This window comes from Thermosynechococcus sp. (assembly GCF_025999095.1).
Classification (GTDB): domain Bacteria; phylum Cyanobacteriota; class Cyanobacteriia; order Thermosynechococcales; family Thermosynechococcaceae; genus Thermosynechococcus.
Genome location: NZ_AP024678.1, coordinates 387,149 through 411,830, shown reverse-complemented (window position 1 = coordinate 411,830; position 24,682 = coordinate 387,149). Strand labels below are relative to the sequence as shown.

Sequence of the window (24,682 nt, the reverse complement as noted above, 5' to 3'; positions counted from 1 at the left end):
ACGTTTCCTTTTTTTGATCATCGGCGATCGCCCCAGCGGCTAGGCCGTCTGTGACGAAACTTCAAGCGCCGCAAGATTCAGTTACGCTAGGGCACGATCAAGACCGGACAGGGCGCCAAATTAATCACGCGGTTGCTAACACTTTCTTGGAACCCCTCTGGGGTAAGCCCCGTTCCTCGACAGCCCATAATAATTAAACTGGCATTGATCTCATCGGCCACATCACAGATCACAAAGGCAGGTTTGCCGCGCCGTAGCAAGGTTTCCGCCACAATCGCGTGCTGGGCAAAGGCGTCCTTCACTCGATTCAAAAATTCAGCGATCGCTGCCTCTAGCTCCGGATCAGGTTCTGGGCTTTCCTCCACCGACAGCAGAAACAACTGGCTCTGGAACAGTTTCACCATCTCAACCACGGTGGGCATGGCTTCTTGGGTGTCACGGCTACGATCAATGGGAAAAAGAATGGTTTTGAACATAGAGTTCACCTCATGGGAGTCAAGTGGAAGGGCACGCCCTTGGGTAGAATCAGGTGAGGGATTTGTAGCGCATCACTCCATCGCTAGCCGGGATTGTTATACCCCTAGTACTATCATCTATCTTTTAACGCATTTAGGAGGCTCTAGCGTGTCTAAAAAATCCGTAGCGCAGTTATCCGCCGCCGACTTAGAAGGCAAGCGTGTCCTCGTGCGGGTGGATTTTAACGTCCCCGTCGATGAAAATGGCGTCATCACTGATGATACGCGTATCCGTGCGGCCCTGCCCACCATTCAAGACCTGATCAGCAAAGGGGCAAAGGTCATTCTGGTCAGCCACTTTGGCCGTCCCAAGGGGGTGGATGACAGGTTGCGCCTCACCCCTGTGGCCCAGCGGCTCTCAGAACTGCTCCACAAACCCGTGGCCAAGCTCGATGACTGCATTGGCGATGCGGTGATTGCCCACACCCAAGCCATGGCCAACGGGGATGTCTGCCTACTGGAGAATGTGCGCTTCCATCCGGGGGAAGAAAAAAATGATCCTGAATTTGCCAAGCAACTAGCCGCCTGTGCCGAAGTCTATGTCAATGATGCCTTTGGCACTGCGCACCGCGCCCATGCCTCAACCGCTGGGGTGACTCAGTACCTCAGTCCTTGCGTGGCGGGCTTTTTGATGGAGAAAGAACTGGAATATCTGCAAAATGCCATCGAACACCCCCGCCGTCCCCTGGCGGCTATTGTGGGGGGATCGAAAGTTTCTTCTAAAATTGGTGTCATTGAAGCCCTTTTAGAAAAAGTGGATAAATTGCTCATTGGCGGTGGCATGATCTTCACCTTCTACAAAGCGCAGGGGCTCAATGTTGGCAAGTCTCTGGTGGAAGAAGACAAGTTAGAGCTAGCCAAGCACCTGGAAGCCAAGGCCCAAGAAAAAGGGGTGGAGTTGCTCTTGCCAACAGATGTAGTGGTGGCGGATAACTTTGCCAACGATGCTAATAGCCAAGTGGTCAGCATTGAAGCGATTCCTGACAACTGGATGGGGCTAGATATCGGGCCTGCTTCCGTGAAGCGCTTCCAAGAGGCACTCCAAGATTGCAAAACGGTGATCTGGAATGGCCCCATGGGGGTGTTTGAGTTTGATCAATTTGCCAAGGGGACAGAGGCGATCGCCCGCTGTTTGGCCGAGCTCACCAGTCAAGGAGTCTCCACAATTATCGGTGGCGGCGATTCTGTGGCCGCTGTGGAAAAAGTTGGCGTGGCCGGGCGCATGAGCCACATTTCCACCGGTGGCGGAGCGAGCCTTGAACTCCTCGAAGGCAAAGAACTGCCGGGTATTGCTGCCCTTGATGATGCCTAGGTGGTGAATCAGGCATCCTCTTCGCGATCAACCTTGATCAACGCTTCTGAATCCAATCATCTCTGAATCCAATCATCAAAGTTGTGAATTTTCCATCCCCCCTTCAGGGGGCTTTTTTGTGCTGTGGGAGCCAGGTTTCAATCTCAGGTTGCTGCCATTTGTTAATTTTTCTAACAACTGTCACTGACCTAAACCCCGTCTCAAAGGCAGGGAGAATCTGCCAAAGAACTGATAAATCAAGGGTTTCAGGGATTTCTAATGGATAAAAACACTGGAAAAGCACATATTTTAAAGGTTTCAGGGTTACACTTGGAGTCTAGCTATTCTAGAATGAGGCTTGAAAGCAAGCAGAGGCAAGGGTTTCGTGCCTTTCACCATTATCTTCTCAATTAAACAATCTTTAATGTTTCTGTGGAGTTATCCCCATGAATAAAGCTGAGCTCGTGGATGCTGTGTTTAATCGTGCCCATAGTGCCAACAACGTCACCAAAAAGCAAGTTGAGGCAATTATCTCTGCCACCGTAGAGGAAATCATGGAGGCCGTGGCCAAGGGAGAAAAAGTAACACTGGTGGGCTTTGGTGCCTTTGAACCTCGGGAGCGCAAAGCCCGTGAAGGGCGCAACCCCAAAACCAAGGAAAAAATGCAAATCCCAGCAACTACCGTTCCCGCCTTTTCAGCAGGGAAACTCTTCAAAGAAAAAGTTGCGCCTCCTGCGGCGGCGGAACCAGCGGCCAAAGGCAAGAAAAAATAGGTTGCATCCCCCGCGCCACGGTGGCAATTTAGCTTGGGCGGCAGCGATCGCGAGGTGTGCCCCCGATGAGATTTTGGATTTCTCTGCTAGTCTCAACCCTTGGGGTCCGCCAAAGTCAGTGATTGCTGCCCTGCAGGCGTCTCTTGCCACAATTCGCGACTATCCCGATCCCGATTGCCGTCCTTTGGTGGCGGCGCTGACTACCCTTCATCGGCTGCCTAAGGATTATTTTTTGGTGGGGAATGGTGCAGCGGAGTTGTTGACCTGGGTGGGGCGTGAATGTGGGCAGCGGCAGCGCGTCTTTGTGGTTGTTCCTGCCTTTGCCGACTATCGGCGGGCAGTGGCGGCCTTTGACAGTACACTGGTTCCCCTTCCTTTGCCACAGGTACAAAACAATTTCTCAGAGGTTTTACCAGAACTGACGCCGGGAGATGCCATCATTGTCAACAACCCCCATAACCCCAGTGGGCATCTCTGGTCGCGGAGTCATCTCCAACCCCTGCTAGAGACAGGTGCCTTAGTGGTGGTGGATGAGGCCTTTATGGACTTTTTGCCGCCGGCGGCAAACGAGTCTCTAATCGCGGCTGTGCCTGAGTACCCCAATCTAATTGTTCTGCGATCGCTGACGAAGTTCTATGGTCTAGCGGGTCTGCGTCTAGGGTATGCCCTCTCCTCGCCCGAACGTTGGCAGTGCTGGCGAGCATGGCGGGATCCCTGGAGTGTGAACAGTCTGGCCATCATCGCTGGCGTTACGGCTTTAGGGGATCGCCCCTTTCAGGAGCACACATGGCAGTGGCTGCCACCCGCCCGCCATGCCTTTGCCGCTGCGCTGAACGCTTTGCCCGAACTAAAGGTGGTGACCAACAGCAAGGCAAACTTTTTACTCATTCAAGCAACCGGCTCCATTTTGTCCCTGCAAACCTACCTCCTGCAGCAGCATCGCATCTTAATTCGCGATTGTTGCAGCTTTCCCGAATTGGGTGCCTCTTACTTCCGGGTAGCGGTGCGCCGTGACAGCGAAAATCAGGTTCTTCTGGAGGGTTTGCGGGCTTATTACCAACGCCAGTAGGAATTGCATCCCCCAAAGCCAAGGTGGTATAGTAGCGGTATTTAAGGGGGCGTGGCGGAATGGTAGACGCTGCGGACTTAAGCAATTGAGCCTTAGTAGAGAAATCTATTAAGTGAAGGCTCTCAAATTCAGGGAAACCTACGTTTGCCCATAGCGCAAATATGGCAATCCTGAGCCAAGCCGTTTCCCAGGAGCATACCTGCGGAAACGGAAGGTGCAGAGACTCGACGGGAGCTACCCTACCGTAGGTCCTCTACGCGGGTAAAGGGAGAGTCCAATCCTCAACACCCAAGGGGTGGTCGCGAAAGCGGCAGGAGGATGAAAATCCGCTGACCTTAAACAAGTCGTGAGGGTTCAAGTCCCTCCGCCCCCACCAGGCCCTTTTCAAGGGGGTTGTCCTCGGGCATTACCCCTCCTGAGAAAACATGATCAAGGCAGAGTATCAGCAGCGGCGAGAGCAGTTTTTAGAAAAGTTGGGCAGCGGTGTCGCTGTTTTTTGCAGCGCCCCGCGCGCCATCATGCACAATGATGTGCACTACAACTTTCGCCAAGAGAGTAATTTTTACTATCTCACGGGTTTTAATGAGCCAGAGGCGGTTGCTGTTTTTGCGCCCAACCACAGTGAGCACCGCTATGTGCTCTTTGTGCAGCCCAAGGATCTCAGCCAAGAGATTTGGACAGGGGCACGCCTTGGCGTAGACGCGGCCAAGGAGGAGTTAGGCGCCGATGCCGTATATCCCATTGGTGAGCTAGAGGAGCACCTGCCCCGCTATTTGGAGACGGGGGATCCGCTGTACTACCACTTTGGTCACAACGAGTGTTTTAATCAACTGATTCTCAAGCACTACCAGCGGCTGCTGGCGACGCTACCGAAACGGGGCACCGGTCCGCGGGCGATCGCCGATCCCAGTATTCTCTTGGCACCCATGCGCCAAATTAAGTCGGCAGCAGAATTGGCGTTGCTGCGGCAGGCGATCGCCATCACTGTCGAAGCCCATCAACGGGCGCGAGAACTGGCTGCTCCGGGGCGCTGGGAATACGAGATCCAAGCAGAGATAGAACATGTGTTTCGCCTGCGGGGGGGCGATGGCCCTGCTTATCCTTCAATTGTTGCCTCAGGTCCGAATGCCTGTGTGCTCCACTACACCGAAAACCAACGGCAAATGGCAGCAGGAGACTTGCTCCTGATTGACGCGGGCTGTGCCTATCGTTACTACAACGCCGATATTACCCGCACCTTTCCTGTGAGTGGCCAGTTTACCGGCGAACAAAAGGCGATTTATGATATTGTCCTCGCTGCCCAAAAAGCGGCGATTGCGCAGGTGCGACCGGGGAATACCTACAACCAAATCCACGATGCGGCTGTGCGAGTGATTGTTGAAGGCTTGGTTGACCTTGGCCTGCTGCGCGGCGAAATTGAAGCCCTCATCAATGAAGGGAAAGAGAATCAGACCCAGAAGTACCGCACCTTCTTTATGCATGGTACCGGTCACTGGCTGGGGCTCGATGTCCACGATGTCGGTCTATACAAGCACAACAAGGAGACATGGGTAACCCTCCAGCCGGGGCAAGTGTTGACCGTGGAGCCGGGCATCTATATTCACCCTGAAGCAACGCCAGCCGAAGGTCAACCGGAGATTGGCGATCGCTGGCGCGGCATTGGGGTGCGCATTGAAGACGATGTCCTTGTCACAGCTGCGGGACACGAGGTACTCACGGCAGCGGTGCCCAAATAGTCATCTATTAGCTTGGCGTGCATATCCGCAATTCACCAATGAATAACCAATGGATAACATAAATCAGTAAACCATCCCCCATCCAGAGGGTGCCTATGACCCAGCAAGCTGACTTCTCTTGGGCCGGTCTGCTCAACTCTTGGGCCTGCCTGCGCGACGCTGTACAGGAGGGGCAAGAATGGGGACACCAGTTTATCCGCGATCCTCAATGGCAGGGCGATCGCGATCGCATGGCCAATCATGCCATTTACGAGGCCAGTTTCTGGTCCTTTGGCACTGGTGTGGTCACTGGCCTGATGGGTTGGTTCGGCCTGATACCGGATCTTAGCTATTTTGCCTATTCGCAAACAAAGCTCACAGCAGCCCTCTTTACCATCTATGGCCTAGATGTTGAAGATGAAAATGTGCTGAGGGTGCTGATTGCCGTCGCCTCTGGAGTTACCGCTAATCAGCTCGCAGACTACTTTGGCGCCGAATTGTGTCGGCAAGTTTTCAGCACCGTCGTCAGACGGTCAGTAAAAAAAAACTTCCCCCAATTGCTGCAAAAAGTAATACAACAGCTACCGCGGCCCCTAGCTCAACGGATTATTGGCAGAGTTGCTAGCAAAAGTGTGATGGTTCGGGCCCTGCCCTTGATTGGTGGGGTCATTGGTGGTGGCACAAACGCCATTACCATGAATGTTTTTGGCCATGGGGTGTGTGCGTTGATCAAAACTTTCCAATCCCGGCCGTCAGCTAGGCCTCCGGAGCAGGAGGCGACTCCAGAACCATCTTGACTGTTGCTGCTAGGGGAATCGCCAGTAAAATTCCCAAGAAACCTGCCACCCGTGCGCCAATGAGCAGGGCAATAAACTGCCAGAGGGGGTTGAGTCCCATCAAATTCCCCAATAACTTGGGGGCGAGCACATTGTCCTTAATCTGTTGCAAAACCACAGCAATCAGGAAAATATTCAAAGCCAGCCACGCATCCTGAAAGAGAATGAGCAGGGTGACAAAACCAATCCCCAGCGTTGCCCCTACCACAGGAATTAACTGGGCAACTCCAATGATAAGGGCAAACAGAAAGCCAAAATTAACCTGCAGGGCAACCATAAAGGGAATGAGGGCAAGAAACATAAACAGCCCCAGAAACAGTTGCGCTGAAAAAAAACTGCGAATATTTAGGCGCAAAGTGTCATCTACCACCTGCCGCCAGGGCTTGGGTACCAGTTGCATGAGCCCGCGCCAAATCCCACTACCATAAAAGAGCATATATACCGTCAGAATCAATACCAAGAGAGTATCAAAAAACCTAGTTACAGTTGTAATGGCGACACTGGGTAACAGGGCAGCAATTCCTTTGATCTGGATCGCCAGCTCTGCCATCAAGTCATTCACCCCCACAGGGAACTGGTAGCGGCGCAGGAGTTGATCCAGATGGCGCAAATTTTGATTGCTGGTATCTGCCAACTCTGGCAGTTGATTCAGGAGTTCTTCCGCCTGTTGAATAGCAAGGGGGAGCAGCAACAGCATCAATACGCTGACCACCAAAAGAGTAATCAGTAACACCAGGGCGATCGCCTGCCGGCGCCGCAGGCCGCGACCACAAAGACGCATCACCACTTGATTGAGCAAAAAAGCCAAGATGGCAGCAATGACAAGGATATTAATCGGATATTCAAAGTAGAGGTAAACTTGCTCCGCCACCCAAAGGTTGAGGACAATCAGAGGTCCTGTAATTAAATAGGCAAGATACCGTTGCCAACTCCCCGGGGGGCCAGACCATCTCATGGGAATCTTAGGCAGAACCGCTAAGACGTGTGCGCAGCCAACTGCCCAACATCAGTAGGCTAACAATGACCAAGGTACCCCACCCCAAGGGACTGGGATACCAATAGACTGCCTCTAGGTGATTGAGATAACCGGGCATCAATGTCCAAGTCAGGCGATCGCCCCCCCGCTGAACATGGGGGTTCACCACTGTGTCCTTGGCCATGGCTGGGCGTTCAATCGGGCGTGCCCCCCAAGGGGTTTCTAGGGCAAGCTGAAAATTCAGCAATGACTGCGGTGCCACCAGAACGGCTTGATCACGGGACTCAATACCCAACGGCCGCAGGTCAATGTCATAGCGAAAGCGTTCCCGGACAAAGAGCAACAGGTTCTGGTCAAAAACATCCGCCTCAGCAGTGACTTGGGGGAGATAGGGCACGCGACCAATGCGATTGAGGACGGTGGCCAATTGCTGGCTGGTGTCAAAGGGGATCGTCACCTGCAGATGGATTTTATCGCGTTCCTTGACCGCTCCCCCCAAGCGGCGCGCCTGCTGGATGACCTGCTCAGTAAAGGGCGGATCGGGCTGAGGCAGCGTTAGCGTGTAGGTTAGGCTCCCCCCAGTTTGTCCCTGATGCTGGATGACCATATCTGCTTGGACGCATCCACTCAAACAGACGAAAAGGGGTATCAAAAGCCAAAGTATCCAGCGCTGCATTCCGCCTCTATTCCTTTCCTTGGTTTTGCCATGCAAAATTATCCTATCTTGGGATGCTGCCGAGGCACAAAAAAACACCCCGAACAGCTCAGGGTGTGCCATGACTTGTCTAGGCTAATCTAGGCTATTTGTTAGGTTGAGGTGTCAAGCGCAGATAGGGTTTAACGGCATTGAAGCCCTTGGGAAACTTCTGCTTCGCTTCTTCATCGCTGAGGGAAGGCACAATCACGCACTCTTGACCCTCTTGCCAGTTGGCCGGGGTTGCCACACTGTAGTTGTCCGTCAGTTGCAGCGAATCAATGACCCGCAGAATCTCGGCAAAGTTGCGGCCTGTGCTGGCAGGATAGGTCATGGTCAGGCGCAGGCGTTTTTGGGGGTCAATGATAAAGACCGTGCGCACCGTCAGATTATTCAGGGAGTTGGGGTGGATCATGTCGTAGAGGTTGGAGACTTTTTTGTCTTCGTCGGCCAAAATCGGGTAATCCACCTTGACGTTGTTCACTTCTTCGATGTCTTTGATCCAGCCGAGGTGGGACTCCACACTATCGACACTCAGAGCCAAGACTTTGACATTGCGCTTCTCAAATTCTGGGCGTAACCGCGCCACTTCGCCCAGTTCTGTCGTGCAAACGGGGGTATAATCCGCTGGATGAGAAAACAGGACAACCCAACTATCCCCTGCCCACTCGTAGAAGTTGATGTCTCCCATGGAGGAGGCTTGGGTAAAGTTGGGTACGACATCCCCAAGTTTTAGGCTCATAGATAGTGGCTCCTAGGCTAACAGGTGTATTAGTCGCTATAGGCTCTATCTTGCCACAAACTCTCGTTTATCGGTCGGAATAGAGAGGAAAATATACAAACGCCTCAACTTCGACAGGCCTAGAATAAACTAGGGTAAAAGTTTTCAATGGCGCAGCGCCCTCACCAAAGCTTTCCCCTTCCCTAGGCGGCATTGGGATCAGGAGTAGGTCTCAGTCTGCCGGAGCCAGAGATTACAGCCACTCCCCTAAGAAAGGGCTGTATTAGCCTTGAGAGCCGCGACATACCGCTGCACCTTAAGATCAATACCGGTAATGTCGGTGCCGACAACGACCGCCCAAGCCCCTAAACCCAAGGCCTTTGCGGCCATGGTTGGACTGGCAATTCCCCCTTCACAGAGAATAGGCACGTTGAGCTGCTCGACAAGCTGACTCAGAAGCGACCAACTGGGGGGCGGGGTATGCGCCGTGGTTTCGGTGTAGCCAAAGAGGGTGGTGCCTACCCAATCAGCTCCCGCAGCAACCGCGGCTGCCGCATTTTCCAGGGAGTCAATATCAGCCATCACAGGCTTGCCCAGTTGATCGTGAATTCGCTGAATCAAGTCCTGTAGAGGTTCAGGGCGCGATCGCGCTGTGGCATCGAGGGCAATGATATCGGCACCTGCTGTTGCAACAGCGACCGCATCGGCAAAGCGAGGCGTAATATACACAGGGTACGCTGGCAAGGTCTGCTTCCAGAGGCCAATGATGGGCACATTCACCGCTTGGCGCACGGCCTGAATATGGGCTGGGGTATTGATGCGCACGGCCACTGCCCCCCGCAAAACCGCTGCCCTTGGCCATAGCGGCAATGATGTCTGGTGCTGCCAAAGGGGAATCTGGCGGGGCTTGGCAGGAGACAATCAGACCGCCGTGAATTTGCGTTGCTAGGTTCATGGTGTTGCGAGGTGCAGTTTCTGACGGGCGATCGCCCCCAGTTCTAAGGAGTGGCCACTGACTTTCTCTAACAAGTAGAGACAATGCTCTGGCCGCAGGAACGTGCCATCGTTGCGACAGACCCCCGTGTAGATCAGGCTCACCGTTGGCCAGTGATCTTGGTACTCATTGAGGCGAATCTCCAGGAGGCGATCGCGCAAATTGAGCCACCTGGGTTTTCCCTGACTTGGTGGCTAGCTCATAGAGAATTTCAGGCGTGGCTCGCAAGGTCTCTAACCACTGTTCCCAAGTCTCCCGCTCTAGGGGTTCAGGTGCCCGGATGAGCAGTTCATAGGTGGCAGCTTGCAGGGCTTGACTAGCCGCAGGTTCACTGAGGGGCACCACCTCACAGCCATAGAGGGGTATCTCCTGAGGCAGCTGCTGCCGCAATTGGGCCAGCACCGTTTCCGGATCGACCTCACGATAAAACTCCAGGTCCACAATTTCCCCATAGCTGGTCACGCCGAGGGGCAAGGCACTGGCGGTAGAGATGCGCGGTGAGGGGTGAAATCCGCCGCTAAAGGCAATGGGCAAGTGGGCACGGCGGACGGCCCGCTCAAAGAGGCGCAGCAGGTCCAAATGGCTGAGGAGGGTCATCTCGCCCGTTTTGCCAAAGGTGAGCCGCAGACGTTGAACCCGTTCTTGGGGAACTTGGGGCTGACCTTGAATGGGCGGCAGCGGCGGGGGTGGCACGACCACGTTATGGCCAAAATCAATACCACAGACGCCGCAGTGGGAACAACCATCAAAGGAACAGTCGGGCACCACAACCGCTGCCAGGGCGCGGTGTAAGTCTTCCTTTAGCCAGGCTTTACTAATGCCCGTATCAATGTGATCCCAGGGTAGGGGGGCATCGAGGTTGTGGCTGCCACCGCTAAAGACGTTCCACTCGCCCGCTTCCAGTTGGCGGTATTTCCAGTCCAAACCGGCTTCTTGAATCGCCTGAGTCCAGGCGGCATAGGCGCGATCCAGGTTTTCCCACCAAGAGTCTTCACGGGCTCCCAATTCCCAAGCGCGGCGGATGACAGGGCCGAGTTGGCGATCGCCCCGACCCACAAAGTCTTCCATTGCCGAGATGCGCACATCGGTAAAGTTGGCCTTCAGACCCTTAATCGTCCGAAATTCTGCCTTGAGCAGCTCCTGTTTGCGCAGAAACTCACTGGTGGAGACAGCATGCCACTGGAAGGGGGTGTGGGGCTTGGGGGTAAAGTTGGAGATGGTCAGGTTAAAGCTCAGGGGCTTGCGTCCTTTGATCCAGCACTCCCGCCGCAGCCAACGGATGGTTTCCGCAATCCCCAAAACATCGGCATCGGTTTCCCCCGGCAGGCCAATCATAAAGTAGAGCTTGATCTTATCCCAGCCCTGCTCATAGGCCGTTTTTACTCCCCGCAGCAATTCCTCATTGGTTAAACCCTTGTTGATAATGTCCCGGAGTCGTTGCGTTCCTGCTTCCGGGGCAAAGGTGAGCCCGCCTTGGCGAGTACCACCCACAATGTGGGCAATGTTTTCATCAAAGCGATCCACCCGCTGACTGGGGAGCGACAGGGAGATATTCTCGTTTTGAAGACGGTTTTTAATTTCCACCCCCACGGCGGGCAAAGCCAAATAGTCGGAGCAACTCAGAGAGAGTAGGGAAAACTCGTTATAGCCCGTGGCACGCATCCCCGTTTCAATGGCAGCAATCACCTCCTCAGGGGCAACATCACGGGCAGGCCGAGTCAGCATCCCCGGTTGGCAAAAGCGACAGCCGCGCGTACAGCCGCGCCGAATTTCCACCGTCAGGCGATCGTGAACGGTTTCCACATAGGGCACCAAGCCAATAGCATAGTGGGGCATTGGAGTAGCCACCCGCCGCAAAATTCGCTCGGGGACGTCGGGGCGATTGGGTTTAACAGAGCCATCTCCCTGGCGATCATAAAACTGGGGCACATAGACCCCCGGCACCTGTGCCAAATCCAATAGCAAATCTTGACGACTCAAGCCGGCTTGTTTGCCTTCCGCCACGACAAGGCCAATTTCAGGCAAGAGTTCTTCGCCATCCCCAAGGGCAAAAAAGTCAAAGAAGTCAGCGTAAGGTTCGGGGTTCGATGTCGCTGTCTGTCCTCCGGCAAAGATGAGGGGAATATCTTCTAGGGATGCCTGTTGTCGCTCCCGCCAAGTCAGGGGTAGCCCCGCCAAGTCGAGCATTTCCAGAATGTTGGTCGCACCCAACTCATAGCTGAGGCTAAAGCCGATGATGTCAAATTCCCGTAGGGCACGGCGCGATTCCACAGCAAAGAGCGGCATTTGGGTGGCTCGCAATTTGGCGGCTAAATCCGCTGCCGGTAGGTAGGCGCGATCGCACAGCTGAGCGGGGAGAGCATTGAGAATGTTGTAGAGAATAATGTGGCCCAAGTTTGAAGCACCCACCTCATAGATTTCTGGATAGGTGAGCACCCAGCGCACCGTTGCAGCTTCCCAGGGTTTATGAACCGCACCGCGCTCGTTGCCCAAATAGCGAGCGGGTTTGAGGATCTCAGGGGTGAGCAACTCAGTAATTGGAACAGCCATAACACATGAACTCAATTGCAAATCTCTAGGGCAGTAAAAAGCGAGATTCCCCAGTGGGCATTGATCGCGGGGGGGTGGCGGGTGCCAAAAGACCCGCACTGCCGGGTTGGGGAATCGCAGGGAAAACGGTGGGGGGGTTCGGTGTCGGTTCTGGCCGCATTGTTTGGGGTTGGGGAGGTTGGGGTGGGGTAGGGGTCAACCCCGCCTGTTGGGCGTAGAAGGTGGCCAGTGTGCTGACTAGGGCATCCCGTTGTTGACGATTGAGTTGGCGAATGGCGGCAATATCCCCTTCCATGGGGTTAACTGTTAGGTAAGAGTGTCCCGGGTAAGTTTCTGCCCGCAGGAAGTCATTGAGGCCAAGATAGTCGGCAAGGGAAATTTTCCAGTCAAAACGGTAGAGGGGCGATCGCCCTTTGACAGTCGTGTGATAGATAATGAATCGCTCTAGGAGCGTACTCTCCGGCGCTGGCTGACGATTTTCTTGGCGGATGTAGTGATTTTCCTTCGGGAAACCGGGCAACTTCGGATAGAGGGTTTCTGCCACCAAACGGGGGTTAATGAAAATTTGACCAGTAGCATTGGGCCAATTGGGGTCAGACTGCGATCGCCCCCCACTCCAAGCACTACTGAGGGGCAACCATAGGAGTGCCAGCAAGCACCCCCAGGTCACCCAGCCCAAAAACGTCCAGCCTCGTTGTCTGCCCATGGCTAGGAATCTGCCAGCAACTCTGGTTGGGCAATTTCATCGGACATTTCGATAATGGCACGGATCACCGGCTTTAGGGGCAGATCATCCAGATCTTCACTGGCCTCTAGCCCCCGCCGCTGTTTAGCCCGGTTGGCAATTTGCACCGTAATCCGATAGCGATTGGCGGAGTGCTTAATCAACTCTTCCGCCCGACGATTAATTTCCAAAGAGGAGTAATGAAGGCGCTTTTGCATGGTTGGTCCTTTCCTCAAACGTGGGTGGCTGTTGCTTCTAGGGGGTGCGGTGTCGGTGTCGCAACGGGCTGGATAATGCCGCCCCCCAACAGGCGATCGCCCGCATACCAAACCGCCGCTTGCCCTGGCGTTACTCCAAATTGCGGTTCAGCAAACTCTAATTGTACCTGTTCAGCATTGGCGTCGGGAATGATAGTCACCGGCACAGGGGGGGTGCGATAGCGAATTTGCACTGTGGCTGTCATAGGTTCTTTAGGAGGTGGTATCGAGACCCAGTTCACCCGTGCCACGGTACACTCCCGCCGGCCGGCGGTGGCGCGATCGCCCACAATAACGCGATTGTGTTCTCGATCCAAAGCCACCACATACAGGGGCTCAGGTGCGGCGATTCCCAAGCCTTTGCGCTGGCCAATCGTATAGTGGTGAATCCCCCGATGGTACCCCAGCACCCGGCCATGGACATCCACAATCTCCCCCTGCTGACTGGGCAGATACTGATCCAAGAATTGGCCCATGGATCCATGGGCTTCAATCAGACAGAGATCTTGGCTTTCCGGCTTACTAGCTGTGTGCAGACCATACTTGGCCGCCAGGGCACGGGTCTCAGCCTTTGTTTGCTGACCAAGGGGGAAAAGCACATGAGCGAGGATCTCTTGGGGCAGATCATAGAGAAAGTAACTTTGATCCTTATGGCGATCCACGGCTCGCCACAGTTCATAGCGATCGCTGAGAGGGTTGTACTTCACTTGGGCATAATGCCCCGTCGCAATGTAGTCAATCCCCAGTTGCTCCCGGCTATAGGCCAGCATCGGCCCAAACTTCACCAAACGGTTGCATTGGGAACAGGGGAGCGGTGTCACCCCACTGGCATAACCACTGATCAGGTAGTTCACAATATATTTCTCAAAAATTTCGCGGCTATCCACGATGTGGTGAGGGACTCCCAGCTCCTCACAAAGGCGCGCCGCATCCACTAGCCCCTCAGAGCAGCACTGCCCCTTACCCTTCATCAGCCAGAGCGTCAGACCCACAACGGGGTACCCTTGCGCTTTGAGGCTGGCAATGGCAACAGAACTATCCACACCGCCGGAAAGGCCGACAACAACCGCCGGTAAGTCGGACATTGTTAAGATTCACAAAAAATCTACCTCTTTTAGGGTAGCATTCCTACTTTCACAACACAGGTCATCGCAATCGGCTATAATTGGGAGACAAGGTTGGCGAGTAATCGCCGCTTGAGTTTCTTAAGTAGAGCGATTCTTGAGTTCGGTTTTAGGGAAGGTTGGTTACGTGACAGTCGTCTCTCCGAAGTCAACGTCAACACAGGGTTCAATTTTTGCTTTGGAGCAGATCAGATTATGTCTATTTATGTCGGCAACCTTTCCTACACGGCTACCCAAGAAGACCTAGAGGCCGTTTTTGCCGAGTACGGTTCCGTCAAACAGGTCTATTTACCGGTAGATCGGGAAACAGGCCGTAAGCGGGGCTTTGGTTTTGTAGAAATGTCCAGCGATGCTGAAGAAGACGCGGCGATCGCCGATCTCGACGGTGCCGAGTGGATGGGACGGCAACTCAAAGTCAACAAAGCACGTCCCCGCGAAGCCATGGGTGGTGGCAACCATCGTTATTCCCGTAATCGCTAACTCCCTAGGAGGTACTTCGCCCTTTTCACAAACTTTTGATAGGGCCTATGCCGCCCTATTCCTGTGGGGAGGGCTTTATTTGTTCTGCCAATATGGTAGAGAAATAATAACGACCTGCTGAATGCAATTCGACAAGGAACATCATCCCTATGGCGCGCATGTATTACGACGCAGATGCCCAACTAGAACTCCTCAAGGACAAAACGATCGCCATTATTGGCTATGGCTCCCAAGGCCACGCCCATGCCCTCAACCTGCGGGATAGCGGTCTCAATGTTGTGGTGGGTCTCTATGCAGGCAGTCGTTCTGCAGAGCGCGCCCGTGGCGATGGTCTAGCGGTGCACCCCGTGGCGGAAGCTGCGAAAATGGCCGACTGGATTATGGTTCTGCTACCCGATGAAGTTCAGCGGGTTGTTTATGAACAGGAAATTGCCCCCCACCTGCAAACGGGGAATGTTCTCTCCTTTGCCCACGGCTTTAACATTCACTTTGGCCAAATTGTCCCCCCCGCGAGTGTGGATGTGGTGATGATAGCGCCGAAAGGTCCTGGTCACCTCGTTCGCCGCACCTATACGCAAGGGGAAGGGGTTCCCTGCCTATTTGCCGTCTATCAAAATGCCAGTGGTCAAGCCCGCGAGTTAGCCATGGCTTACGCCAAAGGGATTGGCGGCACCCGCGCCGGGATTCTTGAAACCACCTTCCGCGAAGAAACGGAAACCGATTTGTTTGGCGAGCAAGTGGTGCTCTGCGGGGGTCTCAGTGCTCTAATTAAGGCTGGTTTTGAAACCCTGGTCGAGGCGGGCTATCAGCCAGAGCTGGCCTATTTTGAGTGTCTCCATGAAGTGAAGCTGATCGTGGATTTGATTGTGGAAGGAGGGCTGGCCAAAATGCGGGACAGCATCTCCAACACTGCCGAATACGGCGATCTCACCCGTGGCCCACGGATTATTACCGACGAAACCCGCGCGGAAATGCGCAAAATCCTCCACGAGATTCAAACGGGTCAATTTGCCCGCGAGTTTGTGCTGGAAAATATGGCGGGTAAACCGGGCTTTACGGCGATGCGGCGCCGGGAGGCAGAACACCCCATTGAACAGGTGGGTCAAGAACTGCGCTCTATGTTTAGCTGGTTAAAACGGGCTTAAGCTTTGCCCTAGGGGGCAACAATGGCGATTATTTCGTCGCAAAATTCACCGCCAGAGCGATCGCGCCCCCCTTCCGTGCTCTCCAATCAACCCACCCCAGAGGAACAGCACTCCCTGGCAGAGGACTCCCTACGTCCTCACTCTTTACAGGACTACATTGGCCAGCAGGAACTAAAGGATATCCTGCACATTGCCGTCCAGGCAGCAAAGACACGCCAGGAACCCCTTGATCACCTGCTGCTCTATGGCCCGCCGGGCTTAGGCAAAACCACCATTGCCTTGATCTTGGCGGCAGAAATGGGGGTCAACTGTAAAGTGACCAGTGCCCCAGCTTTGGAACGCCCCCGCGACATTGTCGGTCTGCTGCTGAACCTGCAAGCGGGGGATATCCTCTTTATTGATGAGATTCACCGCCTCTCCCGCATGACCGAGGAACTCCTCTATCCAGCTATGGAGGATTTTTACCTTGATCTGACGGTGGGAAAACAGCAAACGGCACGCACACGACGGCTCAAACTCAATCGCTTTACCCTTGTGGGAGCAACTACCCGTGCTGGGGCTTTGACCTCGCCCTTGCGCGATCGCTTTGGCTTGGTGCAGCGGTTACGCTTTTATCATCCCGAAGAACTACAACAGATTGTCCAGCGGGGGGCAGCTCTCTTACAAACTTCCATCACCCCTGAAGCCGCTCTAGAAATTGGCCGGCGCAGTCGCGGTACGCCCCGCATTGCCCTGCGGCTTCTCAAGCGGGTACGGGACTATGCGGCTGTGAAGCACGATGGCAGGATTACGCTGGATGTGGCTAGGGCAGCCCTGGAACTGTTGCATGTGGATCCAGTAGGGTTGGATGAGAGCGATCGCCGCCTCCTCAGGGTGATGATTGAGTCCTATCAAGGGGGGCCAGTGGGAATTGAAACCCTTGCCGCCGCCACAGGCGAGGATGTGCAAACCATTGAAGAGGTCTATGAACCCTACCTTCTCCAGATGGGCTATCTGCAGCGGACACCCCGAGGTCGAGTCGCCACTCCCCGCGCTTGGCAACATCTAGGCTATACTGCACCAGAAAGCCAGTTGCCATTGTTGTCCAGTCCCTATGACACCGCGTCTTAAGACCCAACTTCTCTATGGGACCGACTCTTGTCTTTAGCTCAATGAAACCCTTGCCCAACTAAAGAGATATGTGGAAAATTGACTTGAGGAGATTGAGGGCCTAGGTCGCACTGAAAAATCGGCGATCGCTAGCTATTTCATACAACTCTGTGAGCACCCCTCAAAATTCAATACTGGGACACAAAACAGAAATACTGCCTGCCAGGTTGGCAACCAGAAGTGACGAATTGAATTTTAGATTGCCTATTCCGGAAATACTTGAAGCCAGCTCTATCCTGATATCTTTTTTGCAGGAAGTTTTCATCAAACAATATCGCAATGGCAGAAAACTCTTTCTCAACGCCAGTGGGGTGACTCCCCATGCGATTCCTGACGCCCCCGAGTTTACCCTTGAACAAGCCCTGGCTGAGAATTGGCTGCCTCGGCCACCTGATGCGAACTCCGAAGGGGCAGCATTGTGAATCGTGATCTTGCTCCAAGCACCCGTTGTTGGTCAGCCTAAGCCCGCCCCTGTAATTGGAAAATCACTGTAAGCTATTGATAGGGTTGATTAAGGTTTTTTAACCTTGACCCTACTCTCTGCCTCGCCTACGTGAACGACCATGTTGCGGATCATTACCCAGTTAACAGACCTACGCGCTGAACTACGCCGCATTTGCGATCGCACCGATAGCGGGGAGATGAGCGAACAACAGGCTACTGTTGAGGCAATTTTGCGCCGTGTGGCCCAAGAAGGCGATCGCGCCCTCATTGAGTACACCGCCCAGTTCGATCACATTGACCTCACCCCCGAAACATTACGGGTGAAAGGGGATGAACTGGATGCCGCTTACCAACAGGTGTCCAAAGAACTCCTAGATGCAATTCGCCTCGCCAAGCAACAAATTGAAGCCTTTCACCGCCAGCGAGTGCCTAAAAGTTGGGTGCAATTTGGCGAAGATGGCGTTGTCCTAGGCAAACGCTACACTGCCGTTGACGCGGCCGGACTTTATGTGCCGGGAGGACGGGCGGCCTATCCGAGTACAGTTTTAATGAATGCCATTCCCGCTCAGGTGGCCGGTGTGCAGCGGATTGTCATGGTCACGCCCCCCGGTCAAGGCAAAGGTATTAACCCTGCGGTTCTCGTTGCCGCCCAAGAAGCCGGAATTCAAGAGATTTATCGCGTTGGTGGCGCCCAAGCCATTGCCGCCCTTGCCTACGGCACAGAAACAATTCCGCGGGTGGACGTCATCACTGGGCCGGGAAACCTGTATGTGATGCTTGCCAAAAAGCAGATCTATGGCCGTGTTGGCATTGACTCCCTTGCGGGGCCATCGGAGGTCTTAATCATTGCTGATGAGGCGGCCCATCCTACTCAGATTGCGGCTGATCTGCTGGCTCAAGCGGAACATGATCCCCTTGCAGCGGCCATTTTACTTACACCGAGTCTTTCCCTTGCCAACGCAGTGGTAACAGCCGTGAATGAACAGTTGGCTGACCATCCCCGCCGTGTCCTCACTGAGAAGGCGATCGCCCACTACGGCCTCATTGGTATTGTTGAAACCCTCGAACAGGCAGTCGAGCTGTCCAATAGCTTTGCTCCGGAGCATCTAGAACTGGAAGTTGAAGACCCTTGGAGCCTTGTGGAGCAGGTGCGCCATGCCGGTGCCATTTTCCTGGGCTATTCCACTCCTGAAGCGGTTGGTGACTATCTGGCGGGCCCGAATCACACTCTGCCTACTTCTGGTGCTGCCCGCTATGCTTCTGCCTTGGGCGTAGAAACCTTCTTGAAACACTCCAGTATCATTCAATACACCCCTGCCGCCTTACGCAAACAGGGAGGAGCAATCATGACTCTCGCTGAAACGGAAGGCCTGATTTCCCACCGTGACTCCGTGCGTCTGCGCCTTGAACCTTAGCAACCCTTAGAAACTGACGATCAAGTAGGGGGCTTCAAATTTACCCCCGCGAACGGGCTTGCCCTTGAGGCTAGGGGGCAGTTCAATGTGGCGCCGCTGATCGCCAGCTTCCACCGTCAGTTCCCCACTAAACTCGCTGAGTTTCACCTGCTCTTTGCGAAATCCCGGTAGAAAAATGCGCACCTGTTGTTGCGTCTCATCAAACTCATGGGGAGCCGGTGCGACTCCTAGCTCATTCAAGTCCGGAAGATAGGAAACAAGACGTTGCCAGTTGCTCCAGTCTTTAGGAAGAACTGAAATACGTAGCGGTGCAAACGTGCGGCTGACTTCTGGTGTGGGTTCCCCCATACAAAAGACCTCAGAAATGGGCACATTCACCTGTTGGGCACTGCCCCATAACCATTGCGTTTGTGCGGTTGAGATCGCTGTGGTATCCGTGAGCAGACACACCGATAGGCGCTGAGGATCTGCGGCAATTTTCACACCGCGATCAACCCACTCCTTCGCCTCAGCAAAGCGCTCTCGAACTTTTTGCGTGTCAATATTGGCAGCCATAATTGCGCTGGCGATCGGTCCGCCAATAGCGTTCGCGATCGCGTTCAGATCCACTTGATCCAACAAACGTTGAAATCGGCGATAGTACCACGCTAGCCCCTGGGGTAAGCCAATCAGCCGCAGTGTATCCTGACTGTTGCCCCCAGCATAGACAATCACATCGTACTCGCCGCTGCTGTAGTGCACACGCAGGGCATTCAACGTGAGTAAGGTATCCATCCCTGGCAAGATCACTAATTCCGCCGCATAAACTTTACCCACCAGCTCTTGGGGCAAATAGGGTTCTACTAAACGGCTGAGTTCTTGCCATGCCGCGTTGAGACTTTCAGTGGCCAGCAGCTCCGCGATCGCCAATCTCTCCGATAGCAATTTGGGCTGCCAACCAATCACCTGCTCTGAACTGCCGATCAGGAATTGCAAGGAAGTGGCTGGACTCGGCACCGCTAGTAAGGTTCGCTGCTGTTGCCCAGCAAACCACTGGGCAATGGCCAGACCCAGTGCTGTTTGTTGTTCTGCGGTTCCTCCTAGGAGGGTAACAATGCGTGTCATGGCAAGTTTGAGGACGATAGCTGCTTGGACTATCCTATCGGCAAACGGCTGCCCCAAGGTTTTCTCAACAACCCCTCGTAAAATCGCCTCTATGGGCAGCCAAATATGTTCAACGATAAAACCTACTCAGGCGGGCGATCGCCCCCCTTCTAGGGGCTTCTAGGCCATTCTCAGGCCAAAAAAATTTTTCGCGGCGCAAACAGATCCTCATTAGGACGTTTTGAACCTCAAGTCAGACTCTTTTTTTGAAGTTTTCCCCAAATTCCCCAATGTTTTCCCCAAGCCCTTACAAGCTTCGATCCTCTAACCATCTCAACTGTTCGTTCTTGGTTTTCTGATGTTCCTCGGTATTCCCATCCTCTCAACCAATGATTTCCCCAAGCTCTGACCCACCTTCAAGCTAATCCCGAGCTAATCCCGAGTTGCCTCCATCACATCCTTATTTTTCTCTGTAAAAATTTTGTTCGCTTTAGGATCCTAATACACTACTACTACTACTAATTTATTTAAATATTATTATAGTAGTAGTAGGGCCTGTGGAAATGTGGAAAACTTTTCAGAAATGCTCTCTACAAGCGGGTTTGAGCCACTTATGCTCTGTGGAAAACTTGTGGAAAAAGTAGGGGGTTTTTCCACAGGCTATTATCTCGGTGAAAAAAGAATAAAAAGATTTCCACAGTTTTTCAGAGTTTTTCCGGGGTTTTCCACAGTTTTTCCCCAGAATTTTCCACAGGCCTTCTGGAGTTTTCCACAGGCTACAGGGGGAAGATCTCCGTATTTCTACGGTTCCCCGTGCCGGCGATCGCCCTCAGACTAGAGAAAAGAGATTTTGTCAACCAGTACAAACGTTTCCCTAGGATTCCCTGATGTTTTCCCTAGAGAGTCCTGCCAACAGTCTTGAGCAAGTCATTGGTCACCTTTCCCCTGTTGAGCAGATTCGGATGCTGATGCGCCACCCCTACTTCACCGGCCGTTGTCCCGCCTGCCGCCAACCCATCCATCACTCCCAGCTCAGGATAGGCCAATGTTACTGTTCCCACTGTGGCTGGCAGGATCACGCTAGCGATCGCAAGTCCATGCCTACCTTAATGGCCCAGGATCGCGATTGTTAAAAGTTCCGTTTGCTGTTTCGCTCTGCAAGGGTGTAAAGCTAGCCACGATCGCCACCATCAGCCACCATAGGGTGGCTACCTCTGGGCGGAACCAAATCGTATCCACCAGCCCATGGGTCAGCATCCCAATCATTGCTGCTATCGCGCCCATCAACCAGAATCCCTGAGGGCTTGCTGTTGCCTGTAACTCCTTAAAGCAACGCCGGGCGCGATCGCCTAGCACCGCCAATAACCAGAGAAAGACACCAAAGCCAATGAAACCAACTTCGACAAGAATTTCCAGAAAAATTGAATAGGCTCCCAAGGCTGTGAAGCGGACGTTTACTTGATACAGGGGATAGATTTGGTTGAACGCCACATTGCCGGGACCAATTCCCAGCCAAGGCCGTGCCCAAATCATCTGCTGCACTGCCAGCCAAACATTAATGCGGAAATTATTGCTACTGTCACCTCTGGCAACAAAAATACTCGCGGCACGCTCCCGCAGCGGCGGCACGCTCACAATTGTGCCAATACAGAGAGCAAGCGCCAGCCCCCCCATAGTCGGCACTCCCCAACGACGCCATTTCAGCGGTAACCTTGGCCAAAACCAAATCCCCAGCAACACCACCCCTGCGATCGCTGCTGCAACCAACCCCAACCAGCCGCCACGGCTAAACGTCAAAACCAAACTCGCTGTATTCATCCCCAGCATCACCACCGCCAACAGCTTTGGCAGCCAGCCTCGCCACACTGCAATCGCCGCCGCACTCAACGGCACACTCGGCAACAAATAACCCGCCAATAAATTTGGATTTCCCAAAAAGCTATAAACCCGTGTCACATTTGCCAAGGCCGACTCTGGATCCGTCCACGTCGCCAACGGCTCCGCCCCAAAAATCCACTGCCGTACCCCCTCCACACTCACCATTAACGCCGTCAGCAAATAGACCGTCAGCACGCACGATCGCCACCGCTGATTGCGCATCACTCGCTCCGCCAGCGCAAAAAACAGTAGGTACAACGTCAGCTTCGCCAACCCTACCATTGCCGCCCGAGGAACCGGCGACAACACCGTTGCCAACAGCGCAATCCCCCAATACAGCAGCACCAGCAAGTGTACTCCCGACCAGCGGCCCTCCCGTTCCCCGGCCAAGGTCCACAGCAGCCAACATCCCCCTCCTGCCGCCAGCAGCATCCCAATCATCCCCGACGGCATCAGCGGCGCCAGTACCAACACCAATCCCACCAACAGCCCCGCAAAGTATGGCAGCCATCGCCCCAGCCAACTCTTCTCCCGCCACCCTTGGAGCAAGCCCAAAAGCCGCCCCACCCTACTGTGACTTCGCCAGCCCTCCAAATCTAACCGCCGCAGCAGCACATCCATAACACCATCCCTTAAGCAAACGTTTCGTCGATCAGCTTACGCCCAAGCACCGTCGCTGAAAATCCTCCCAAGGAATTCCCCGCTCCAAATACACTGGCGCACTAGGGTTGTAGGGACTGCCCAGCCGATCCACCGTCACAATCACCGCCTCCTCCGGCAAAAGGGGAACATCGGCGTCCAGCACCGTCGCTCCCGTCAACGACGACGACACCCCCTTAAAAATCAACACCACCTGCTCTTGCTCCCCCACCTGCACCGCCACCAGCAATACTTCCTGCGGATGCGCACGGCTATAGGCCTCCAGCAGCGCCAACGGTGACATGCTCACCCTCCTGCAACGAAAATCTGAAAAAATTTTTAGCCCCCAAAGCCGCCTGTAGAGAGCACTTCAGCGAATTCCAGAAAAAAATCCGAAAAAAATTTCGAAAAAGGGGTTGACACGCCTATGTAGGCTTGTTAGATTGATAAAGCACTCGATGAGGCGCGCAGCCGAAACGAGTCCTGAACCTAGACAAATGAACGTTTGAAAGCCAGAGCGTTGACCCTCGTCAAAGTACTCAAGTAAGTACATTTTCGATGTAGGTTACACCTACTAGAGCAAAAAGTCAAATTCTCTATCTTCAAAATGGAGAGTTTGATCCTGGCTCAGGATGAACGCTGGCGGTCTGCTTAACACATGCAAGTCGAACGAGCACTTCGGTGCTAGTGGCGGACGGGTGAGTAACACGTGAGAATCTACCCTCAGGAGGGGGATAACGGCTGGAAACGGCCGCTAATACCCCATATGCCGCAAGGTGAAATCTTTTTTGGCCTGAGGATGAGCTCGCGGTGGATTAGCTAGTTGGTGGGGTAATGGCCTACCAAGGCGACGATCCATAGCTGGTCTGAGAGGATGATCAGCCACACTGGGACTGAGACACGGCCCAGACTCCTACGGGAGGCAGCAGTGGGGAATTTTCCGCAATGGGCGAAAGCCTGACGGAGCAAGACCGCGTGAGGGATGAAGGCCTTTGGGTTGTAAACCTCTTTTCTCAGGGAAGAACACAATGACGGTACCTGAGGAATAAGCCTCGGCTAACTCCGTGCCAGCAGCCGCGGTAAGACGGAGGAGGCAAGCGTTATCCGGAATTATTGGGCGTAAAGCGTCCGCAGGTGGCTTTCCAAGTCTGCCGTCAAAGCCCGAGGCTTAACCTCGGATCGGCGGTGGAAACTGGATCGCTAGAGTGCGTCAGGGGTAGGGGGAATTCCCGGTGTAGCGGTGAAATGCGTAGATATCGGGAAGAACACCAGTGACGAAAGTGCCCTACTGGGACGTTACTGACACTCATGGACGAAAGCTAGGGGAGCGAAAGGGATTAGATACCCCTGTAGTCCTAGCCGTAAACGATGGACACTAGGTGTTGCTGGTATCCACTCCAGCAGTGCCGTAGCCAACGCGTTAAGTGTCCCGCCTGGGGAGTACGCACGCAAGTGTGAAACTCAAAGGAATTGACGGGGGCCCGCACAAGCGGTGGAGTATGTGGTTTAATTCGATGCAACGCGAAGAACCTTACCAGGGCTTGACATGTCGCGAATCCCGCGGAAACGTGGGAGTGCCTTCGGGAACGCGAACACAGGTGGTGCATGGCTGTCGTCAGCTCGTGTCGTGAGATGTTGGGTTAAGTCCCGCAACGAGCGCAACCCTCGTCCTTAGTTGCCAGCATTCAGTTGGGCACTCTAGGGAGACTGCCGGTGACAAACCGGAGGAAGGTGGGGATGACGTCAAGTCATCATGCCCCTTACGTCCTGGGCTACACACGTACTACAATGCTGTGGACAAAGAGTTGCCAACCCGCGAGGGCGAGCTAATCTCTTAAACCACGGCTCAGTTCAGATTGCAGGCTGCAACTCGCCTGCATGAAGGCGGAATCGCTAGTAATCGCAGGTCAGCATACTGCGGTGAATACGTTCCCGGGCCTTGTACACACCGCCCGTCACACCATGGGAGTTGGCCATGCCCGAAGTCGTTACTCTAACCCGCAAGGGAGGGGGACGCCTAAGGCAGGGCTGATGACTGGGGTGAAGTCGTAACAAGGTAGCCGTACCGGAAGGTGTGGCTGGATCACCTCCTTTTAAGGAGACCCAATCTGTTCAGGTTGCAACGTCACCTTATTAGAACAGATTCAATGCGGTCTAAGCACGAGGTTAACCCTGGCTTTCAGACTCTGCTAGGTTAAGCAGACAGGCAT

The 24,682-nt window shown here is 54.1% G+C and carries 21 protein-coding genes, 1 rRNA gene and 3 pseudogenes; 13 read left to right on the top strand and 12 right to left on the bottom strand.

The window, feature by feature from the left end:
- Positions 1 to 86: 86 nt before the first annotated feature.
- Positions 87 to 476 carry a universal stress protein gene (locus Q0W94_RS02055; RefSeq protein ID WP_297760415.1) on the bottom strand — a complete coding sequence of 130 codons (390 nt, stop codon included), beginning with the start codon at positions 474 to 476 and terminating at the stop codon, positions 87 to 89.
- Positions 477 to 624: 148 nt separating this feature from the next.
- Between Q0W94_RS02055 and Q0W94_RS02050 the strand changes: the two genes are divergently transcribed.
- The 5 genes from Q0W94_RS02050 to Q0W94_RS02030 all read left to right on the top strand — a co-directional run bounded on the left by Q0W94_RS02050 (position 625) and on the right by Q0W94_RS02030 (position 6,160).
- Entirely contained in the window at positions 625 to 1,827 is a 1,203-nt protein-coding gene (locus Q0W94_RS02050; protein WP_297760412.1) for a phosphoglycerate kinase, read from the top strand.
- Between the two features lie 425 nt (positions 1,828 to 2,252).
- On the top strand, positions 2,253 to 2,579 hold the full coding sequence (locus Q0W94_RS02045) for an HU family DNA-binding protein (RefSeq protein ID WP_024125257.1): 327 nt from the start codon (positions 2,253 to 2,255) through the stop codon (positions 2,577 to 2,579).
- Position 2,580: 1 nt separating this feature from the next.
- A complete protein-coding gene (gene cobD, locus Q0W94_RS02040) occupies positions 2,581 to 3,648 on the top strand; it encodes a threonine-phosphate decarboxylase CobD (RefSeq protein WP_297760406.1) in 1,068 nt (355 codons plus the stop codon).
- A 425-nt stretch (positions 3,649 to 4,073) separates the two neighbouring features.
- Positions 4,074 to 5,384, top strand: coding sequence for an aminopeptidase P N-terminal domain-containing protein (locus Q0W94_RS02035; RefSeq protein WP_315863081.1), 1,311 nt, complete (start codon positions 4,074 to 4,076; stop codon positions 5,382 to 5,384).
- Positions 5,385 to 5,479: 95 nt separating this feature from the next.
- Positions 5,480 to 6,160: an EcsC family protein gene (locus Q0W94_RS02030; RefSeq protein WP_297760403.1), complete on the top strand. Its 681-nt coding sequence runs from the start codon at positions 5,480 to 5,482 to the stop codon at positions 6,158 to 6,160.
- On the opposite strand, the gene Q0W94_RS02025 is transcribed toward Q0W94_RS02030, so the two are convergent.
- The 8 genes and pseudogenes from Q0W94_RS02025 to mnmA form a co-directional block, all read right to left on the bottom strand.
- Positions 6,120 to 7,154, bottom strand: a complete 1,035-nt coding sequence (locus tag Q0W94_RS02025; protein ID WP_297760400.1) for an AI-2E family transporter — start codon at positions 7,152 to 7,154, stop codon at positions 6,120 to 6,122. The two genes, Q0W94_RS02030 and Q0W94_RS02025, sit on opposite strands and share 41 nt — an antisense overlap.
- 7 nt (positions 7,155 to 7,161) lie before the next feature.
- Complete coding sequence (locus tag Q0W94_RS02020) at positions 7,162 to 7,782, bottom strand: DUF3153 domain-containing protein (protein WP_297760397.1); 621 nt, start codon at positions 7,780 to 7,782, stop codon at positions 7,162 to 7,164.
- Positions 7,783 to 7,975: 193 nt separating this feature from the next.
- Positions 7,976 to 8,611: a peroxiredoxin gene (locus Q0W94_RS02015; protein WP_024125251.1), complete on the bottom strand. Its 636-nt coding sequence runs from the start codon at positions 8,609 to 8,611 to the stop codon at positions 7,976 to 7,978.
- Between the two features lie 246 nt (positions 8,612 to 8,857).
- A pseudogene (locus Q0W94_RS02010) lies at positions 8,858 to 9,545 on the bottom strand (N-acetylmannosamine-6-phosphate 2-epimerase).
- Positions 9,542 to 12,134 (bottom strand): annotated as a pseudogene (locus Q0W94_RS02005) (TIGR03960 family B12-binding radical SAM protein). Before Q0W94_RS02005 ends, Q0W94_RS02010 begins: the two co-directional pseudogenes overlap by 4 nt.
- Before the next feature lie 25 nt (positions 12,135 to 12,159).
- Positions 12,160 to 12,840, bottom strand: coding sequence for a hypothetical protein (locus Q0W94_RS02000; RefSeq protein WP_297760390.1), 681 nt, complete (start codon positions 12,838 to 12,840; stop codon positions 12,160 to 12,162).
- Positions 12,841 to 12,842: 2 nt separating this feature from the next.
- Complete coding sequence (locus Q0W94_RS01995) at positions 12,843 to 13,076, bottom strand: DNA-directed RNA polymerase subunit omega (protein ID WP_024125247.1); 234 nt, start codon at positions 13,074 to 13,076, stop codon at positions 12,843 to 12,845.
- A 14-nt stretch (positions 13,077 to 13,090) separates the two neighbouring features.
- Positions 13,091 to 14,200 carry a tRNA 2-thiouridine(34) synthase MnmA gene (gene mnmA / locus Q0W94_RS01990; RefSeq protein ID WP_297760387.1) on the bottom strand — a complete coding sequence of 370 codons (1,110 nt, stop codon included), beginning with the start codon at positions 14,198 to 14,200 and terminating at the stop codon, positions 13,091 to 13,093.
- Positions 14,201 to 14,434: 234 nt separating this feature from the next.
- On the opposite strand from mnmA, the gene Q0W94_RS01985 reads away from it, so the two are divergent.
- The 6 genes and pseudogenes from Q0W94_RS01985 (at position 14,435) to hisD (ending at position 18,872) form a co-directional block, all read left to right on the top strand.
- Positions 14,435 to 14,719, top strand: coding sequence for an RNA-binding protein (locus tag Q0W94_RS01985; RefSeq protein ID WP_297760384.1), 285 nt, complete (start codon positions 14,435 to 14,437; stop codon positions 14,717 to 14,719).
- Between the two features lie 149 nt (positions 14,720 to 14,868).
- Positions 14,869 to 15,864 (top strand): ketol-acid reductoisomerase, encoded by a 996-nt coding sequence (gene ilvC / locus Q0W94_RS01980; protein ID WP_297760382.1) that lies wholly within the window; start codon positions 14,869 to 14,871, stop codon positions 15,862 to 15,864.
- 21 nt (positions 15,865 to 15,885) lie between these two features.
- Positions 15,886 to 16,974: a Holliday junction branch migration DNA helicase RuvB gene (gene ruvB, locus Q0W94_RS01975; protein ID WP_297760380.1), complete on the top strand. Its 1,089-nt coding sequence runs from the start codon at positions 15,886 to 15,888 to the stop codon at positions 16,972 to 16,974.
- A 91-nt stretch (positions 16,975 to 17,065) separates the two neighbouring features.
- A pseudogene (locus Q0W94_RS12330) lies at positions 17,066 to 17,119 on the top strand (hypothetical protein); the annotation flags it as partial.
- Between the two features lie 4 nt (positions 17,120 to 17,123).
- Positions 17,124 to 17,435 carry a DUF29 family protein gene (locus tag Q0W94_RS01970; RefSeq protein WP_297760377.1) on the top strand — a complete coding sequence of 104 codons (312 nt, stop codon included), beginning with the start codon at positions 17,124 to 17,126 and terminating at the stop codon, positions 17,433 to 17,435.
- A gap of 141 nt (positions 17,436 to 17,576) precedes the next feature.
- Complete coding sequence (gene hisD, locus Q0W94_RS01965) at positions 17,577 to 18,872, top strand: histidinol dehydrogenase (protein WP_297760374.1); 1,296 nt, start codon at positions 17,577 to 17,579, stop codon at positions 18,870 to 18,872.
- A gap of 6 nt (positions 18,873 to 18,878) precedes the next feature.
- Here the strand turns inward: hisD and Q0W94_RS01960 are convergent, their stop codons facing one another.
- Positions 18,879 to 19,976, bottom strand: a complete 1,098-nt coding sequence (locus Q0W94_RS01960) for an ArsA-related P-loop ATPase (protein WP_297760372.1) — start codon at positions 19,974 to 19,976, stop codon at positions 18,879 to 18,881.
- Positions 19,977 to 20,842: 866 nt separating this feature from the next.
- Between Q0W94_RS01960 and Q0W94_RS01955 the strand changes: the two genes are divergently transcribed.
- Positions 20,843 to 21,088 (top strand): hypothetical protein, encoded by a 246-nt coding sequence (locus tag Q0W94_RS01955; protein WP_297760370.1) that lies wholly within the window; start codon positions 20,843 to 20,845, stop codon positions 21,086 to 21,088.
- Here Q0W94_RS01955 and Q0W94_RS01950 read toward each other — a convergent pair.
- Positions 21,057 to 22,454 (bottom strand): IctB family putative bicarbonate transporter, encoded by a 1,398-nt coding sequence (locus Q0W94_RS01950; protein ID WP_297760367.1) that lies wholly within the window; start codon positions 22,452 to 22,454, stop codon positions 21,057 to 21,059. The genes Q0W94_RS01955 and Q0W94_RS01950 overlap by 32 nt on opposite strands.
- Positions 22,455 to 22,485: 31 nt before the next feature.
- Entirely contained in the window at positions 22,486 to 22,776 is a 291-nt protein-coding gene (locus tag Q0W94_RS01945; RefSeq protein ID WP_297760364.1) for a hypothetical protein, read from the bottom strand.
- A gap of 300 nt (positions 22,777 to 23,076) precedes the next feature.
- Here Q0W94_RS01945 and Q0W94_RS01940 point away from each other — a divergent pair.
- Positions 23,077 to 24,566, top strand: a 16S ribosomal RNA gene (locus tag Q0W94_RS01940).
- Positions 24,567 to 24,682 lie beyond the last annotated feature (116 nt).

What these genes read in the sequence shown, in the direction of transcription:
- Q0W94_RS02055 (WP_297760415.1), bottom strand. Translation starts at nt 476, where the DNA reads ATGTTCAAAACCATTCTTTTTCCCATTGATCGTAGCCGTGACACCCAA.
- Q0W94_RS02045 (WP_024125257.1), top strand. Translation starts at nt 2,253, where the DNA reads ATGAATAAAGCTGAGCTCGTGGATGCTGTGTTTAATCGTGCCCATAGT.
- Q0W94_RS02035 (WP_315863081.1), top strand. Translation starts at nt 4,074, where the DNA reads ATGATCAAGGCAGAGTATCAGCAGCGGCGAGAGCAGTTTTTAGAAAAG.
- Q0W94_RS02030 (WP_297760403.1), top strand. Translation starts at nt 5,480, where the DNA reads ATGACCCAGCAAGCTGACTTCTCTTGGGCCGGTCTGCTCAACTCTTGG.
- Q0W94_RS02025 (WP_297760400.1), bottom strand. Translation starts at nt 7,154, where the DNA reads ATGAGATGGTCTGGCCCCCCGGGGAGTTGGCAACGGTATCTTGCCTAT.
- Q0W94_RS02020 (WP_297760397.1), bottom strand. Translation starts at nt 7,782, where the DNA reads ATGGTCATCCAGCATCAGGGACAAACTGGGGGGAGCCTAACCTACACG.
- Q0W94_RS02015 (WP_024125251.1), bottom strand. Translation starts at nt 8,611, where the DNA reads ATGAGCCTAAAACTTGGGGATGTCGTACCCAACTTTACCCAAGCCTCC.
- Q0W94_RS02000 (WP_297760390.1), bottom strand. Translation starts at nt 12,840, where the DNA reads ATGGGCAGACAACGAGGCTGGACGTTTTTGGGCTGGGTGACCTGGGGG.
- Q0W94_RS01995 (WP_024125247.1), bottom strand. Translation starts at nt 13,076, where the DNA reads ATGCAAAAGCGCCTTCATTACTCCTCTTTGGAAATTAATCGTCGGGCG.
- mnmA (WP_297760387.1), bottom strand. Translation starts at nt 14,200, where the DNA reads ATGTCCGACTTACCGGCGGTTGTTGTCGGCCTTTCCGGCGGTGTGGAT.
- Q0W94_RS01985 (WP_297760384.1), top strand. Translation starts at nt 14,435, where the DNA reads ATGTCTATTTATGTCGGCAACCTTTCCTACACGGCTACCCAAGAAGAC.
- ilvC (WP_297760382.1), top strand. Translation starts at nt 14,869, where the DNA reads ATGGCGCGCATGTATTACGACGCAGATGCCCAACTAGAACTCCTCAAG.
- ruvB (WP_297760380.1), top strand. Translation starts at nt 15,886, where the DNA reads ATGGCGATTATTTCGTCGCAAAATTCACCGCCAGAGCGATCGCGCCCC.
- hisD (WP_297760374.1), top strand. Translation starts at nt 17,577, where the DNA reads ATGTTGCGGATCATTACCCAGTTAACAGACCTACGCGCTGAACTACGC.
- Q0W94_RS01960 (WP_297760372.1), bottom strand. Translation starts at nt 19,976, where the DNA reads ATGACACGCATTGTTACCCTCCTAGGAGGAACCGCAGAACAACAAACA.
- Q0W94_RS01955 (WP_297760370.1), top strand. Translation starts at nt 20,843, where the DNA reads ATGTTTTCCCTAGAGAGTCCTGCCAACAGTCTTGAGCAAGTCATTGGT.
- Q0W94_RS01950 (WP_297760367.1), bottom strand. Translation starts at nt 22,454, where the DNA reads ATGGATGTGCTGCTGCGGCGGTTAGATTTGGAGGGCTGGCGAAGTCAC.
- Q0W94_RS01945 (WP_297760364.1), bottom strand. Translation starts at nt 22,776, where the DNA reads ATGTCACCGTTGGCGCTGCTGGAGGCCTATAGCCGTGCGCATCCGCAG.